Genomic DNA, 15,995 nt, shown 5'->3' with positions numbered 1-15,995 from the left:
TGCACGGTGCCGGGCTGCGGCCGCACTAGGTTCCTGCATGCGCACCACGTTGTCTACTATTCGCGGGGCGGCCCGACCGATCTCGACAATCTGACCCTGCTCTGCGGTGAGCATCACCGCGCGTTGCACGACGGATTGTTCACCATCACCGCCGACGGCAATCAGATCTTCACCTTCGCCGACCTCAACGGACGCAGAATCGACTACGCCCCACTGCTGTCCGGTGACGTCGACGACCTCAGCCGCCGTTACCGCCACATCGACCCCGATGCCGTCACTGCCGATTGGTCCGGTGAACCGCTCGATGCCAGCTTCGCCACCGATGTGCTGCTCCGCAACTGGGACCTGGAGAAACGGCGACGCAACACCGACCTCGTGGAGGCGGCCTAGACGGCTGGCCTTTCACGCAGAGTTACTGCTCGAACCCGCCGAAGGTGCCTGGGCCGACATTGCGGCTGTTGCGGGTGCGCAGGTCGTGAACGTATTCCTCCGGTGCGCCTGCCTTCTCGGCGGCGTCCGCCATCACGCCGATGTAGCGCGCCGACGGCAGACCGCCCTCGTAGGCGTCCATGACGTAGAGCCAGGCGAGCACGGGCCGGTCGGCCGTTGCGACGCGCAGGCGGATCTTGCGGTGAATGCCGAGTTCGGAGCCCTCCCAGCGGTCCAGCCGCTGCTCGTCCTCTTCGGAGACGTCGTAGAGCACGACGAAAACTCGCGATCCTGGTTCCTCGACGACTGTTGCCAGTGCGCCTTCCCAGCCGATGTCACCACCGCTGAAGGTCAGCCGCCAGCCTTCCAACCAGCCCGTACCCGCCATCGGCGAGTGCGGACAGCGTTCAAGCATCTGCTCGGGATCCATGTTCGACCCGTACGCGGCATAAATCGGCACGGCGGCCAGCCTATCGCGACCTCGTTGCGGGAGTGAACGTCGGCGCGCCTTTGCAGTGCACGGGTCCGTGGCCTCGAATAGCGTTAGGCCTATGACTCGGATCGTGATCATCGGTGGCGGACCAGCTGGATACGAGGCGGCGCTGGTCGCCGCACAACATGGGGCTTCGGTGTCGCTCATCGATTCGGACGGGATCGGCGGCGCATGTGTGCTGTTCGACTGCGTGCCGTCGAAGACGTTCATCGCCTCGACCGGCGTGCGAACGGATCTGCGGCGAGCGAACGATCTCGGCATCAATCTCGACCCGGAGCAGGCACTGATTTCGTTGCCGCAGATCCATTCCCGTGTGAAGAGCCTCGCCTTCGCGCAGTCCAGCGATATTCGCGCCCGGCTGAAGACGGTCGGCGTCACGCTGTTGTCGGGGCGCGGCGAGATCATCGATCCGCGGGTCGGGCTCGCTGCGCATCAGGTGCGGGCGATCTTGGCAGACGGCACCGAGCAGATTCTCGACACCGATGTGGTGTTGATCGCCACCGGTGCGAGTCCGCGGGTACTCGCGGGCGCCGAACCGGACGGTGAGAGGATCCTGAACTGGCGCCAGCTCTACGACCTCGACGAGCTGCCGACGCATCTGGTCGTCGTCGGCTCGGGCGTGACGGGTGCCGAGTTCGTATCGGCCTACACCGAGATGGGTGTGCAGGTGACGTCGGTGTCGAGCCGTAACCGCGTGCTGCCACACGAGGACGAAGATGCTGCACTCGTTTTGGAGGACGCGCTCGCCGAACGCGGTGTGAAGCTCGTGAAGCAGGCGCGCGCCGAGTCGGTGACAAGAACGGCCGACGGGATTCTTGTGACGCTGTCCGATGGTCGCACGGTCGAGGGTTCACACGCGCTGATGACGGTGGGTTCGGTACCCAACACCGATGGGCTCGGTCTGGACAAGGTCGGAATCGAGCTCGACAAGGGTGGCTTCCTGCGGGTCGATCGGGTTTCGCGGACAACGGTTTCCGGCATCTACGCGGCGGGCGACTGTACTGGCCTGTTGCCGTTGGCTTCGGTCGCGGCGATGCAGGGCCGAATCGCGATGTATCACGCGCTCGGCGAGGGCGTCAGCCCGATCAAGCTGAAGACCGTCGCATCTGCGGTGTTCACGCGGCCGGAAATTGCGACCGTCGGCGTGAGCCAGGCGTCGATCGACAGTGGCGAGGTGCCTGCTCGCACGGTCATGCTGCCGCTGAATACCAACCCGCGCGCCAAGATGTCCGGCCTGCGGCGCGGCTTCGTGAAGATCTTTTGCCGACCTGCGACGGGTGTCGTCATCGGTGGCGTCGTCGTCGCACCCGTCGCTTCGGAGCTGATCCTGCCGATTGCGATCGCGGTACAGAACAATCTGTCGGTGAACGACCTTGCGCAGACGTTCTCGGTGTACCCGTCGTTGTCGGGCTCGGTCATCGAGGCCGCCAGGCAGCTCATGAGGCACGACGACCTGGACTAGTCTCATGATGTGAGACGGACATTTCATATGCTGGCACAGGCGTGAGAAAATCGAGCATGCATCCCGCGCCACAACTTGCTCGACGGCTGGACAGTTTGCGCAGCTCCGCGATTCGCGACCTGCTGACCGTTACCGCACGCGCCGACATCATCAGCCTTGCGGGCGGTCTACCCGACCCGGAGTTGGTACCGCGAGCCCGTATTGCAGCGGCAGCGGTCGACGCCCTCGGTGGGCTCAGTGCGGTGCAGTACACGGAAACGCCGGGTTGGGCGGGACTGCGCGAGGTGCTTGCCGCACGCAACTCGGTGCAGTGTGGCCGTCCCGTCGGGGTGAACGAAATCTTCACGACGCACGGTTCGCAGCAGGCGCTGAGCCTGCTTGCCCAGGTACTGATCGATCCGGGCGCTGTCGTCGTTGTCGAGAATCCTGCGTACATCGGTGCGCTGCAGGTCTTTCGGGCCGTCGACGCGCAGATCGATGCGCTGCCGATGGACGCGGACGGACTATCGATCGATGCGCTGGAAGAACTCCTCGCGACGGGTGTGCGGCCGACCGTCGTTCACACGGTCAGCAACTTCCACAACCCTGCAAGCCGTTCGTTGAGTACCGACCGTCGGATCCGGTTGGCCGCGCTTGCAGAGCAATTCGGCTTCTGGGTGATCGAGGACGACCCGTACGGCGAGATCTGGTTCGACGAACCGTCGCCGAGACCCGTTGCGGCGTATTCGGATCGGGTCATCAGGCTGTCGAGCGCGTCCAAGATCATCGCTCCAGCCCTGCGGACCGGATGGTTGCAGGCGCCCGAGCACGTCTGTCGTGCAGTCGAATTGGTTCGTCAGGGTGCTGACCTGTGTGGGTCGGCGTTGACGCAGCAGATCGTCGCGGAACTGATCGCCGACGACCGCTGGCTCGAGCACCACATCGACGGGGTGCGTGCCGCGTACCGGGAGCGTGCCGAGATTCTCTGCGCCGCAGTCGATCAAGTTTTCGGCGATGTCATCTCACGCACCGACGTCACCGGTGGCATGTTCTGCTGGATCGACTTTCTCGATGGCACCGATACCCAGAAGCTGTTGCCACTTGCGCTGGAGGCGGGCGTCGCTTTTGTTCCTGGCTCGGCTTTCGCTGTAGGCGACGGCTACCAGAACTCGATGCGCCTGTGCTTCACCACCTCCGATGGGCCCGTGCTGGAGGCGGCCGTGTCGAGGCTTGCGCGTGCCCACGAGGAACTTGCGCTCGCCTGACTCACCCGTGACGGCTTATCGTTCGTCTCAGGCACATAGCTACTAGCCTGGGTTTCGACCGGTCGCCAATTGACAGGAGCTCACGTTGACGAAGCAGCCAGGAGCGCAATTTCTGGGTCCCCAGCAACGTGACCTCGCCTGGGAGCAACTTAAGAAAGAGCAGTTCGACATCGTCGTCATCGGCGGTGGCGTCGTCGGCGCCGGAACTGCCCTCGACGCTGCGACCCGCGGCCTCAAGGTCGCGCTCGTGGAGGCCCGCGATTTCGCCTCCGGCACGTCGAGCCGATCGTCGAAGATGTTCCACGGTGGGCTCAGGTATCTGGAGCAGCTCGAATTCGGGTTGGTGCGCGAGGCGTTGCGCGAACGCGAACTATCGCTGACGACGCTGGCACCGCATCTGGTGAAGCCGCTGCCGTTCCTCTTCCCGCTGACCCATCGAGGCTGGGAGCGGCCGTACGTGGCCGCCGGAATGCTGCTCTACGACCAGCTGGGTGGCGCGAAGTCGGTTCCGGCGCAGAAACATCTGACCCGGTCGGGCGCGCTGCGCCTGGCGCCGGGCCTCAAGCGAAACTCCCTCGTCGGCGGAATTCGGTTCTACGACACCGTTGTCGACGACGCGCGGCACACGATGACCGTGGCGCGGACTGCGGCGTACTACGGCGCGGTGGTGCGTACGTCGACTCAGGTCGTCGGCTTCCTACGGGAAGCGGATCGAGTTTCCGGTGTGCGCGTGCATGATTCGGAGGACGGTCGCTCGGCGGAGATTCGTGCCCACGTCGTCGTCAACGCCACCGGGGTGTGGACCGACGAGATCCAGGCCCTGTCGCGGCAGAAGGGGCGTTTTCGGGTTCGTGCGTCGAAGGGTGTGCATATCGTTGTGCCTCGGGATCGCATCGTCAGCGAGGCGGCGATCATTCTGCGTACCCCGACGTCGGTGCTGTTTCTGATTCCGTGGGGCACACACTGGATCATCGGCACGACCGACACCGATTGGAATCTGGATCTCGCGCATCCTGCCGCGACGAAGGCCGACATCGACTACATCCTCACCCGCGTCAATCAGGTGCTGGTGACTCCGCTGACCCATGCCGACATCGACGGTGTCTATGCCGGGCTGCGCCCGCTGCTCGCGGGCGAGAGCGACGAGACGTCGAAGCTGTCACGTGAACACGCCGTCGCCAGGGTCGCGCCGGGGTTGATCGCCATAGCCGGCGGCAAGTACACGACCTATCGCGTGATGGCCGAGGACGCGGTCGAGGCTGCGGCCGAAGACATTCCGGCCCGGGTGTCGCCGTCGATCACGCAGAAGGTGCCGCTGATGGGCGCCGACGGCTATTTCGCGTTGGTGAATCAGACGCTGCACCTCGGCGAGATCTACGGTCTGCATCCGTATCGGGTCAAGCACCTGCTCGACCGTTACGGGTCGTTGCTCGACGAGGTCATGGAGCTGGCGAAGGAACAGCCGGAACTCCTTGCACCGCTGACCGATGCGCCGTCGTACCTGCAGGTGGAGATCGTCTATGCGGCAGCGGCAGAGGGTGCGCTACACCTCGAGGACATTCTTGCTCGGCGGACCCGCATCGCCATCGAGTACCCGCATCGCGGCAAGAACTGTGCCGAGCAGGTGGCGCGGCTGGTCGCGCCCGTGCTCGGGTGGGACGCCACGGACATCGACCGCGAGTTGGAGACGTACCTGGCGCGTGTCGATGCCGAAGTTCGGTCACAGGCGCAGCCCGACGACGAGTCCGCGGACGCGCTTCGCGCCGCGGCGCCCGAAGCGCGCGGTCAGTTGCTCGAACCGGTGCCGATCGGACGCTGAACCCTGCCGACCGGGCATTCCGCTCGGTACGGGTTGTAGTGGCGCGGCGAGTCCCATTCGTCGACCGGCGGTGCGAACATCCGCGGAGTCTGGGGTAGCGGCGCGTCGGTTGGGGTTTTGCCTCGTGCGCGATCCAGTGCGGCCATGGCACGCGGATGCAGCATCAGGCGTTCTGGCACGAAGCGCATCGCGATGCTGCTCGTGATCGTCGTTGCGGCCGCCACCCCCTTGAAGGCGATGCGATCGGCGATGGTCCAGCGGTAGCCCATGCGCCTGCGGACTGGTTCGTCGAACATGCCGACGGTGAGCCAGGTGTAGACCGTCGCGACAACGGGGCGAAGGGCCGGCCACGCCGCCTCGGGAATCGGTAGAAAGAACGGATGGTCGAGGCTGCCCAAGTCCAGTACGTCGCGCGTAGCTTGGTTGTCTTCCAACACGTTTCGGCACATATCCTCCCAGTACTCCTGGAAGTCTTCCCAGCTCCTCGGCACCGGCCGCATGCTCACGCCGTACATCCGATACCAGTCGACGTGCTCGTCGAACAGTTGCCGTTTGTCCGCCTCGGACAGCCCGCCCGCGAAATGCTCGGCAAAATTGACGATCCCCATGAAGAACGTCGCGTGGGCCCAGTAGAAGACGTCGGGATCCAGGGCGTGGTACCGATTGCCGTTTCTGTCGACGCCTTTGATGTCGCGGTGGTAGTCGCGAACCTCGGCGCCTGTCTGTGGCGCGCGATCGCCGTCGTAGACGACGCCGGCGATCGGGTAGGTCGACCGGTTGAGGCGTTGCCACCGCTCGTCGAAGAATCGGGAATGTTCCTCGACCGCTGCGCCGAGTTTTGGATGCATGTTCTGCATCGCACCACTCCACGGGGCCGTCAGGAAGATTCGGTTGTCGCCGAAGTACTTCCAGGTGAGTGAATCGGGACCGAGTGGGAACGTTTCTTCCGGAGCGACGCTGCTCTGACTACTCATGTTGTCAGACTATGTGTGACAACGGGTGTAGTCAACTGCTCGGTATGGGACGATTCGAGTCGTGGCCACCGAGAACGGAACACGCAGCTGGGCGGGCGTCGACATTGCGCAGCGTCAGCGCATACGGCGTGAGGATCTGCTGCGGGCAGGCATCGATTTGCTCGGGTCCGCCGCTGGTCCCGCTGTCAGTGTGCGGGCGGTGTGCAAGGCGGCCGGCATGACCGAACGGTATTTCTACGCGAGCTTCGCCGACCGCGATCAGTTCGTCCTCGAGGTGTACGAACATGTCGCCGGTCTCGCCCGCGATGCGCTCGTCGATGCGATAACGCAGACGCGGGAGAAGCGTGAACTGCCGAAAGCTGCGATCGAGGCGTTCGTCGAATTGATCGTCGATCGACCGGAGATGGGCAGGGTCTTGCTGGTCGGACCGCTCACGGAGCCGGGGCTCGGAGGTCGTGGCATGCAGCTTGCACCCGGGTTCGGTGCGTTGATCGAGGCGCAATTGACCGGTATCGCCGATGCCGACGATCGGAAGATGGAGTCGATCGGCCTGATCGGCGCTCTCACGACGCTGTTCACCGCCTACCTCGACGGCACGATCACTCCAGGCCGTGACCGCCTCGTCGCCCATTGCGTCGGTATGTTGGAAAGGGCGAATCGGCCGGTCGCGGCAGTGTCGAACTGAGATGGGGTTACACGGGTGAGACGAGTATTCGGTGTACTGGCAGCAGGTGCGGTGGTTTTCGCCGCCGGCTGCGGTGGCGAGATCTCGGGGAGTCCTGTCGTTGGCGCCGAGGCGGGCACCGATGCGTTCGTTCCGAGCGAAGGGAATCAGGATCCGTCGCTCGCGATATCGGGAATCGAGACCGAAGACTTTCCTCCGGGCAAGCACGTTCCGTCGACTGCGCGGGTGGCATACGACGAGAGTCCGCCGTTCGGAGGAACCCACGATCAGGTGTGGGCAACGTGCACCGGCGTCGTATATCCGACTGCGGTACGAACCGAAAACATGGTGCATTCGCTCGAACACGGTGCGGTGTGGATTGCGTACAACCCCGACGACATCTCGGGCTCCGATCGCGAGGCGCTTGCCGAGCGAGTCGAGGGTATGCCGTATCTGATGATGTCGCCGTATCCCGATCTGGACCAACCGATTTCGCTGCAATCCTGGGGTCACCGGCTCAAACTCGACGATGCCGACGATCCGAGGATAGACCAGTTCATCGAGGCGCTAAGGGTCAACGAATACACAACGCCAGAGGTCGGCGCGACGTGTGCGACCGTGGTGGGCTCGTTCGATCCGGACGATCCGCCGCCGTTCGACGAGAGCGAGCCGCCCGCCGGGTCGTCACCCCCGCGTTAGGTCGGCGCTGGTTGGCATTTCGGGCAGATGAACACGTATCGCTCCGCTGACGGACTGTCGCTTTGGTCCAGCTTCCTGATCGTTGTTCGGCAACGGGGACAAGGCATTCGGGCTCGGCCGTAGACGTACGACCGATGCCGCTGGGTTTGAATCGACTGTGTGAGCAGTATGCGCGCGTGTTCGATCAGGGCGTGCAGGTCGGCGACGTCGCCGACAGCGGTTCGGGGATCGACGCGGGCCATGAAGCACGCTTCGCTACGGAAGATGTTCCCGATTCCGGCGAGGTTGCGTTGGTCGAGGAGTGCGAGTCCTACCGGCCTTAGCGGGTCGCTGCGCAGACGTGCCACCGCTTCGTCGGGGTCCCAGTCCGCACCGAGGAGGTCGGGACCGAGATGTCCGATGACGCGATCCTCCTCGGAGCGGGCGAGAATCTCGGTGATTCCGAGCGAGAATCCAACGACGACTGCATCTTTCGTCGACAGCACGATTCTGGCGCGGTACGCGGGTCGGCGCCAGCGCGCGCCCGGCGGGTAGATGTGCCATTCGCCTTCCATCTTCAGATGGGTATGAATGGTCGTATCGCCCACGCGCATCAGCAGATGCTTACCGCGCGTGACGATTTCGTCGACGGTCCGCCCCGACAGGTCGACCGTCGCAAAGCGTGGCACGCGCACGTCGCAGCCAGTGAGCTGCTTTCCTTCCAGCGCGGGTCGGAGGCGTTTTGCGGCGCGCCACACGCTGTCGCCCTCAGGCACCGGCGCGCAGCCTCAATCCACTCGGTGTCGGCGCAAACCCCGCGCCGACGAGAATGTGGGCAAGGGTGCTGCCGTGGATGGATTCGCCGTCGGCCTTGTCGATCACAAGTTTGGCGACGCGGCGATGTTTGACGAGATCGGCCAACGCGTTCGCTGCGGCATCGAGACGGTCGGCGCGGTCGGTGAAGGTGAGGATCGTCTTGCCGCCGCGCTCGACGTACATCGTCAGTTCGCCGTCGACGAGCACGACGAGCGCGCCCGCCTTTCGGCCGGGCCGGTGGCCTTCGTCCGAGCTCGGCCACGGCAGCGCGGCACCGTAGGGGTTGGCAGGATCGGTCGCCGCGAGTGCGAGGGCCGTTCCGACAGCGTCGGGGTCGTCGTTGTTGCCGGCGTACTCACGCAGTCGGTCGACGACGTCGGAGGTCGAGAACTGCGCTCCGCCAAGGGTGTTGACGAAGTAGCCGCGTCGACACCGGCCGGAGTCCTCGAAGTTCGTTAGCACCTTGTACATCAGCGCAAAACCGCCGGGTGTGCCTTCGTTGACGACGGAACCGCGGGTGACGACGCCGTAGCGTTCCAGAATGATGTCGGCGATCGTGTGTGCGCGGATCGTCGGGTCGGGCTCGGGTTGCGGCAGTAGCGACCAGCGCCCCGCTGCGGTCGGTGGACCCGAGCGTGTCGGCATCGCTGGCCGGGGAACGCTGCGGAGTGCACGTGAGCGTGGCATCCGGCGCGGCGCGCGATGGCTGGTGTTCGTTCTCGCGGTCCCTGACATCAGGGATCGAACCGGAGCGAACGTATCGCCGCTGATGTAACCGGCCCACACGAGTTCCCACATCGCTTTGACCAGAGCTGTGTCGTCGACTGTGCCGATCGCGGTGCCGACGGTGTCGGACAGCTGCCGGAAGAAGAATGCACCGCCACTACTGAGCGTTGCGAGGACCTGCACCTGCAGATCGGAAAGGTCGATCTCGCTCGCCGGTGGGACTGTGAACGGTGCTTGGTCGGCCAGCTGCAGACACACCCAGCCGTCTTTGGCGGTGATCGAACCGTTGCCCGACCACACGACTTCACCCGTCGACGTCAGCTCGTCCAACATCGCAGGCGAATAGTCCGAGACGCGGGACGGAAGGATGAGAGACTCCCACGCCGACGCCGGAATCGGCACGCCCGCAAGCTGTTCGATGACGGTTGCGACACCGTCGACGCCTCGCAGAGTGCCGTTGACGTGTTGCCAAGCGGGCAGGAATCGACCGAGCGCTTCGGTCGGGACGGGTTCGACTTCCTGCCGCAGCGCGGCGAGGGACCGTCGTCGCAGTCGGCGCAGGACTCCGGCATCGCACCATTCGCTACCGGTTGTTCCCGGCCTGAATTCGCCTTCCACAACTCGCTTTTCGAGCGAAAGGCGGCGCAACACCGCTGCGGCGACGGCGACACCGACCGAGAAACGTTGTGCGACTTGGGCTGTGGTGAAGGGTCCGTGTGTGCGCGCGTAGCGGGCGATGAGGTCGCCGAGCGGGTCGGGTACGGGTTCGATGAAGGCGGTCGGCACTCCGATCGGTAGCGCGACACCGAGAGCGTCTCGCATGCGGCTCGCGTCCTCGATCGCGATCCACCAGACCTTGCCTGCGAACGAGACTTCCAGGGCACGCCGAGCATCGGCGAGCGCCGTGACGGCCTCTAGCGCGGGGGTGTCGGAGCGGGCGACAAGCTCGTCGATCGTCGTCGGTCCGAGCAACCTGAGCAGGTCGGCGATACCTTCTACGTCGCGAGCCTTGCGGTCGGGTGCCAGGCGCTGCAGCTCTAGTTCGATCTCGTCGATGACCTTGGCGTCCAGCAGCTCTCGCAGCTCGACGCGGCCGAGCAATTCTGCGAGCAACGTCGAATCGAGCGAAAGCGCGGCCGCGCGACGTTCGGCAAGCGGACTGTCGCCTTCGTACATAAACGCGCCGACATAGTCGAACAGCAGTGCCTTCGCGAACGGTGACGGCGATTGTGTTTCGACTTCGATGATTCGGATCTGGCGACGGGCCAGCCGAACGAGGAGGTCGCGGAGCGCAGGGAGGTCGTAGACGTCCTGCAGGCACTCACGGACCGTCTCGAGCAGGATCGGGAAGGTCGGGAACTTGCGCGCCACATCGAGCAGTTGCGCCGACCGTTGCCGTTGCTGCCACAGCGGCGCTCTCTTGCCAGGGTCGCGGCGCGGTAGGAGTAGTGCTCGCGCAGCGCATTCTCGGAACCTGGAGGCGAAAAGCGCTGAGCCACCGACCTGTTCGGTGACAAGGTCGTCTATTTCGTCGTGCTCGAAAGCGAACAGCTCGGCGCCGGGCGGGTTGTCGTCGGTGTCGGGGAGTCGGACGATGATGCCGTCGTCGGAGGCGGTGGGGGAGACGTCGATGTCGAATTTCGCTTGCAGCCGTGCGCCGATCGCGAGCGCCCACGGCGCATGGACGGGTAGCCCGTACGGGGAATGCAGTACGAGCCGCCAGTCCCCGAGTTCGTCTCGGAACCGTTCGACCACCAACGTGCGGTCTGTGGGCACAGTGCCCGTCGCGTTGCGTTGCTCGTCGATCAGCGCGAAGAGGTTGTCGACCGCGAAGTCGTTCAAACCTGCTGCGCGACATTGCGCGACGACCTCCTCGCGATCTTTGGATGTCGCTGTCCGGAGGAAGCCGCCGAGTGCCTCGCCGAGTTCGGCTGGCCTGCCGAGGCCGTCGCCGTGCCAGAACGGGAGGCGGCCGGGTATGCCGTAGGCGGGGCTGACCAGCACCCGATCGAAGGTGATCTCTTCGATGCGCCAGCTGGTTGCGCCGAGGGCGAAGACGTCGCCGACGCGGGATTCGTAGACCATTTCTTCGTCGAGTTCGCCGACGCGCGAAGCCTTTTCGCCGACCATGTACACCGCGAACATGCCACGGTCCGGTATCGCGCCACCGGAGGTGACGGCCAGCCGTTGCGAACCCGGCCGTCCGGTGAGTGTGCCTGCGTCGCGGTCCCACACCAATCGCGGACGGAGTTCGGCGAACTCGTCGGACGGGTAGCGACCGGACAGGAGGTCGAGCGTGGATTCGTACGCAGACTTGGGCAGGGTCGCGAAGCTTCCGGTACGGCGCACTGCATCGAACCAGTCCGCGGCGTCGATCGGTTCCAACGCACAGGCGGCAACTGTTTGCTGGGCGAGGATGTCGAGCGGGTTCGGGGTCACCTTCATCGCTTCGATCTGACCGGCGGTCATGCGCATGGCCGTCACGGTGCAATGGATGAGGTCGGTGCGGTGCTTCGGAAACAGCACACCCTTGGAGATTTCGCCGACCTGGTGACCTGCTCGCCCGACCCGCTGCAAGCCGCTCGACACCGACGGCGGTGCTTCGACCTGCACGACGAGATCGACTGCGCCCATGTCGATTCCGAGCTCCAGGCTACTTGTTGCGACGACGCAGCGCAGGCGGCCGGATTTGAGGTCGTCCTCGATGAGCGCGCGCTGATCCTTACTGACCGAGCCGTGGTGCGCACGTGCCAGCAGTGGCGCCGCACCGTGGTTCACTTCGGACGGCGAGCCGATCATCGAAGCGGGTTTGTGCTCGGTCGCTACCTCGTCGCCGATCCGTCCGGCATAGATCTCGTTGAGTCGTGCCGTCAGCCGTTCCGACAGTCTTCGGGAGTTGGCGAACACGATCGACGAGCGATGCTCGAGAACGAGGTCGACGATCTGCTCCTCGACATGCGGCCAGATGGACCCGCCCGACTCCTCGTCGCCGGACGGTGACACCCCGAGCTCGGTCATGTCCGCGAGAGGAACTCGAACCGACAGGTCGAACGTCTTCGGCGAAGGCGGGGCGACGATGTTGATCGGCGCGCTCCCGGTGAGGAAGCGTCCGACCTCCTCGTGTGGGCGCACGGTCGCCGAAAGCCCGATGCGTTGCGCCGGCTTCTCGAGCAGCCAATCGAGCCGTTCGAGCGAGAGGGCCAGATGAGCGCCGCGTTTGGTCGCGGCGACGGCGTGCACCTCGTCGACGATCACCGTGTCGACTTCGCTCAGCGTCTCCCGAGCAGCCGAGGTGAGCATAAGAAACAGCGACTCGGGTGTGGTGATCAGAATGTCGGGAGGTTTGGTGATGAGCCTGCGGCGGTCGGCCGGGGTCGTATCACCGGACCGCACACCGACCGAGATCTCCGGTGGCGACATCCCGAGCCGCTTGGCGGTCTGCGTGATGCCGATCAGCGGCGACCGGAGGTTGCGCTCGACGTCGACGGCGAGCGCCTTGAGCGGCGAAACGTACAGAACTTTGGTTTTGGCAGGCGCCTTGTCTGCACGGGGTTCGCGGATCGCCAGCTGGTCGATCGCCCATAGGAACGCGGACAGGGTTTTGCCAGAGCCGGTTGGCGCGACGACCAGGGTGTGCCGTCCGGCTGCGATCGATTCCCATGCCCCCAGCTGCGCAGCCGTCGGCGCTGGGAAGGCGCCGTCGAACCACGTCTGGGTGGGGGCAGAGAATTGCATGTCTCCATCCTGCCCTCACCCACCGACATAGTCCGCAGGAGTGCTGAGTCAAGCGGAGTCGGGGCGCCCCTGACATCGCTTGACGAGGGCTGGGGACCCCTGATCTCGTGCGATACTCGAGTCCGTGACCTCCGCTGAGTCCCGTGTATTGCGGATCGCACTGGTCAGCCACGGCGCCACCGACGCCCTACGAACCGCACGATTTCCCGCCGATGAGCCGCTCAATGCAGTCGGCCTCCGCGATTGTGCTCGTGCAGAACCGATGTCCGCACCCCGCATCAGGATTGCGCCCGAACTGCGGGCAACCCAAACGGCGGCGGCACTCGGCCTCAGCGGCGAACTCGACCCCACGTTGACCGACCTCGACTACGGCACCTGGCGCGGCCTCACCATGGAGGATCTTGCGCCCGAATACCTGATGGCATGGCTCACGGACCCCGAATATCAACCGCCCCATGGTGAATCGATCGTCGAACTGATCGACCGCGTCGCAGGATGGCTGCGCGATACGGTTGCGGCGCAACAGAACACGCTTGCGATCACCCATCCGGCGATCGCACGGGCGGCCGTGCTTATCGCACTCGATGCACCGCCGAAATCGTTCTGGCGCATCGATATACCGCCACTGAGCGTGACTCGGCTGCACCACCGCGGGAGCAGCTTCACGCTGCGATCGACGGGCTACGACTATCCGAAGTCGACGCCCTGAGCAAGTGGCAATTGGTCCGAGTAGTTGATGGTGTTGGTCGCGCGCCGCATGTAGGCCTGCCACGAATCCGATCCGGACTCCCTGCCGCCGCCGGTCTCCTTCTCGCCACCGAAAGCACCGCCGATCTCGGCGCCCGACGTACCGATGTTGACGTTGGCAATCCCGCAGTCGGAACCATCCGCAGCGAGGAAGCGTTCTGCCTCGCGCTGATCGTTGGTGAAGATTGCCGACGAAAGCCCTTGCGGCACAGCGTTGTGCATGGCGACGGCTTCGTCCAACCCCTCGTACGTCAGCACGTACAGGATCGGCGCGAACGTCTCCTCCTCGACGACCGACGTCTGTGCAGGCATACGGACAATGGCGGGAGTGACGTAGTACGCGTCGCTGTCCCCGTCCGACCCGCCTACCCGTGACCCTCCGAAAACAACTGTGCCGCCGTCGGATTGCGCCTTCTCGAGAGCTGTCTGCATCGTGTCGAACGCATTGGCGTTGATCAGCGGCCCGACCAGAACTCCGTCTTCGAACGGATTGCCAACGCGCAGTTGGGCGTACGCGGCGGACACGCGATCGACCAGCTCGTCGGCAATCGAGGAAGCCACGATGACCCGACGCAAACTTGTGCACCGCTGCCCAGCGGTGCCTGCCGCAGAGAAGACGATGCCGCGGACGGCGAGATCGAGGTCGGCCGACGGTGCGACTATCGCCGCGTTGTTTCCGCCGAGTTCCAGCAGGCACCTGCCGAATCGTGCAGCGACCCTCGGTGCGATGGCTCGACCCATCCGGACCGACCCCGTTGCGCTGACGAGTGCAACACGTGGATCGTCGGTCAGTTGCTCGCCAACGGCGACCGAACCCTGAACGAGCTGGTGAATCGCAGGATCGGCACCGACGTCGACACAAGCGCGACGCAGCAGCGCAGCGCACGCGACAGCCGTGAGCGGTGTGGCATCGGACGGTTTCCACACCACGGTGTCGCCGCACACCAGCGCGAGCGCCGTGTTCCATGACCACACCGCGACCGGAAAGTTGAACGCGGATATCACGCCGACAACGCCGAGGGGGTGCCACGTTTCCATCAGCCGATGGCCAGGACGCTCGGATGCCATTGTCTTGCCGTACAACTGGCGCGACAACCCGACTGCGAACTCGCAGATGTCGATCATCTCCTGAACCTCGCCACGGGCTTCGGAGGTGATCTTGCCCGCCTCGAGGGTCACGAGTTCGGCGAGATCGTCCTTGTGTTCGGTCAGCAATGCGCCGAGCCTCCTGACCACGCCCGCACGTACCGGTGCAGGCACAACACGCCACGCGTCGAAGGCTTCGCGAGCATCGGCGATTGCGCGGTCCACGTCGTCGGACGAACTGCTCGCCAGCGTCCGCAGTGTTTCTCCGGTGATGGGGGAGCGTGAAACGACAACGTCGGAGGTATCACCGCTCGCGACGTGCGCCGACATCCGGGTGAGTGCGGCGTCGGCTCTTGCCTCGAGAGTTGCCATCGTTATGCCTTTCGACTCGAGTTGGTAGAAGTGACTTGCGTATGTTCCAGTTTGTGCGAATCCGAATGTCGGAGAGCAGGTTCCGCGTTGACATGACAAGCAAGGTCGACGCGAGTTTGGTGCGCAGGTCCCGAGTTTCGGCCATGGACCGCCACTACTGCGTTAGCCTTCGCTGATGGCAGAAACACCGAGGCCAGGTTCGCCCGGCACACTGGTTCCGCGTCCGCCCGTCGGGCGTGCGGAGCCAGCGAAGATCGCGATCGACGAAATCGACAGACTTTTGATCCGAGAGTTGGTCGCAGATGGTCGTGCGACATTGTCGAATCTTGCCGAGAAGGCGAGCCTTTCGGTGTCCGCAGTGCAGTCGCGTGTGCGCAGACTCGAAGCTCGGGGAGTGATTCGGGGCTATACGGCGACCGTTGATCCAGAGGCGTTGGGGCAGATGTTGTCAGCATTTGTCGCAATCACTCCTCTCGATCCGTCTCAGCCCGACGACGCGCCGGCGAGATTGCAGCACATGCCCTCCATCGAGTCGTGCCACTCGGTAGCGGGCGAAGAGAGCTACGTCCTGATGGTGCGCGTCGGGTCGCCGCGTCATCTGGAGCAGGTCCTCCACGAGATCAGGGCAACTGCGAACGTAAACACCCGCAGCACCATCATCCTCCAAACATTTTACGACAAGTAGGCCACTCGCAGTAAATATTATGGCTATAGCGTAAGCGCTCCGACAATATTGTCGTATCCTCGGGG

At 64.5% G+C, this 15,995-nt stretch carries 13 protein-coding genes; 8 read left to right on the top strand and 5 right to left on the bottom strand.

Annotation, left to right across the window (positions count from 1 at the left end):
* On the top strand, positions 1-390 hold a 390-nt coding region (locus ACHIRB_RS12820), incomplete at its 5' end, for an HNH endonuclease (RefSeq protein ID WP_395127702.1).
* A 22-nt stretch (positions 391-412) separates the two neighbouring features.
* Here the strand turns inward: ACHIRB_RS12820 and ACHIRB_RS12815 are convergent.
* Positions 413-889, bottom strand: coding sequence for a gamma-glutamylcyclotransferase family protein (locus ACHIRB_RS12815; RefSeq protein WP_395114202.1), 477 nt, complete (start codon positions 887-889; stop codon positions 413-415).
* 91 nt (positions 890-980) lie between these two features.
* Here ACHIRB_RS12815 and ACHIRB_RS12810 point away from each other — a divergent pair, with 91 nt between their 5' ends.
* The 3 genes from ACHIRB_RS12810 (at position 981) to ACHIRB_RS12800 (ending at position 5,447) form a co-directional block, all read left to right on the top strand.
* Positions 981-2,384: an NAD(P)H-quinone dehydrogenase gene (locus ACHIRB_RS12810; RefSeq protein WP_395114203.1), complete on the top strand. Its 1,404-nt coding sequence runs from the start codon at positions 981-983 to the stop codon at positions 2,382-2,384.
* Between the two features lie 56 nt (positions 2,385-2,440).
* Complete coding sequence (locus tag ACHIRB_RS12805) at positions 2,441-3,628, top strand: aminotransferase-like domain-containing protein (RefSeq protein ID WP_395114234.1); 1,188 nt, start codon at positions 2,441-2,443, stop codon at positions 3,626-3,628.
* Positions 3,629-3,713: 85 nt separating this feature from the next.
* Complete coding sequence (locus ACHIRB_RS12800; RefSeq protein ID WP_395125923.1) at positions 3,714-5,447, top strand: glycerol-3-phosphate dehydrogenase/oxidase; 1,734 nt, start codon at positions 3,714-3,716, stop codon at positions 5,445-5,447.
* Here ACHIRB_RS12800 and ACHIRB_RS12795 read toward each other — a convergent pair.
* Entirely contained in the window at positions 5,414-6,421 is a 1,008-nt protein-coding gene (locus tag ACHIRB_RS12795; RefSeq protein WP_395125924.1) for an oxygenase MpaB family protein, read from the bottom strand. The genes ACHIRB_RS12800 and ACHIRB_RS12795 overlap by 34 nt on opposite strands.
* Positions 6,422-6,482: 61 nt before the next feature.
* Here ACHIRB_RS12795 and ACHIRB_RS12790 point away from each other — a divergent pair, with 61 nt between their 5' ends.
* Positions 6,483-7,106, top strand: coding sequence for a TetR/AcrR family transcriptional regulator (locus ACHIRB_RS12790; RefSeq protein WP_395114209.1), 624 nt, complete (start codon positions 6,483-6,485; stop codon positions 7,104-7,106).
* Positions 7,107-7,121: 15 nt separating this feature from the next.
* Positions 7,122-7,784, top strand: a complete 663-nt coding sequence (locus ACHIRB_RS12785) for a DUF3105 domain-containing protein (RefSeq protein WP_395114210.1) — start codon at positions 7,122-7,124, stop codon at positions 7,782-7,784.
* Here the strand turns inward: ACHIRB_RS12785 and ACHIRB_RS12780 are convergent.
* Both ACHIRB_RS12780 and ACHIRB_RS12775 read right to left on the bottom strand, forming a co-directional pair.
* Positions 7,781-8,539 carry an Fpg/Nei family DNA glycosylase gene (locus ACHIRB_RS12780; RefSeq protein WP_395125925.1) on the bottom strand — a complete coding sequence of 253 codons (759 nt, stop codon included), beginning with the start codon at positions 8,537-8,539 and terminating at the stop codon, positions 7,781-7,783. The two genes, ACHIRB_RS12785 and ACHIRB_RS12780, sit on opposite strands and share 4 nt — an antisense overlap.
* The gene (locus ACHIRB_RS12775) at positions 8,532-13,040 is read right to left on the bottom strand and encodes an ATP-dependent helicase (protein WP_395125926.1); all 4,509 of its coding nucleotides are present in this window, start codon (positions 13,038-13,040) and stop codon (positions 8,532-8,534) included. Before ACHIRB_RS12775 ends, ACHIRB_RS12780 begins: the two co-directional genes overlap by 8 nt.
* A gap of 124 nt (positions 13,041-13,164) precedes the next feature.
* Between ACHIRB_RS12775 and ACHIRB_RS12770 the strand changes: the two genes are divergently transcribed.
* Positions 13,165-13,749: a histidine phosphatase family protein gene (locus tag ACHIRB_RS12770; RefSeq protein WP_395114215.1), complete on the top strand. Its 585-nt coding sequence runs from the start codon at positions 13,165-13,167 to the stop codon at positions 13,747-13,749.
* Here ACHIRB_RS12770 and amaB read toward each other — a convergent pair.
* Complete coding sequence (gene amaB, locus ACHIRB_RS12765) at positions 13,728-15,203, bottom strand: L-piperidine-6-carboxylate dehydrogenase (protein WP_395114235.1); 1,476 nt, start codon at positions 15,201-15,203, stop codon at positions 13,728-13,730. The genes ACHIRB_RS12770 and amaB overlap by 22 nt on opposite strands.
* Before the next feature lie 217 nt (positions 15,204-15,420).
* Between amaB and ACHIRB_RS12760 the strand changes: the two genes are divergently transcribed.
* Positions 15,421-15,930 (top strand): Lrp/AsnC family transcriptional regulator, encoded by a 510-nt coding sequence (locus ACHIRB_RS12760; RefSeq protein WP_199703142.1) that lies wholly within the window; start codon positions 15,421-15,423, stop codon positions 15,928-15,930.
* Positions 15,931-15,995 lie beyond the last annotated feature (65 nt).

This window comes from Antrihabitans spumae, from assembly GCF_043944905.1.
Classification (GTDB): domain Bacteria; phylum Actinomycetota; class Actinomycetes; order Mycobacteriales; family Mycobacteriaceae; genus Antrihabitans; species Antrihabitans spumae.
This window is presented reverse-complemented; position numbering and strand designations above follow the sequence as displayed.

Excerpts from the sequence above, each read along its gene's own strand:
- ACHIRB_RS12810 (WP_395114203.1), top strand. The coding sequence starts at position 981 with ATGACTCGGATCGTGATCATCGGTGGCGGACCAGCTGGATACGAGGCG.
- amaB (WP_395114235.1), bottom strand. The coding sequence starts at position 15,203 with ATGTCGGCGCACGTCGCGAGCGGTGATACCTCCGACGTTGTCGTTTCA.
- ACHIRB_RS12775 (WP_395125926.1), bottom strand. The coding sequence starts at position 13,040 with ATGCAATTCTCTGCCCCCACCCAGACGTGGTTCGACGGCGCCTTCCCA.
- ACHIRB_RS12760 (WP_199703142.1), top strand. The coding sequence starts at position 15,421 with ATGGCAGAAACACCGAGGCCAGGTTCGCCCGGCACACTGGTTCCGCGT.
- ACHIRB_RS12795 (WP_395125924.1), bottom strand. The coding sequence starts at position 6,421 with ATGAGTAGTCAGAGCAGCGTCGCTCCGGAAGAAACGTTCCCACTCGGT.
- ACHIRB_RS12805 (WP_395114234.1), top strand. The coding sequence starts at position 2,441 with ATGCATCCCGCGCCACAACTTGCTCGACGGCTGGACAGTTTGCGCAGC.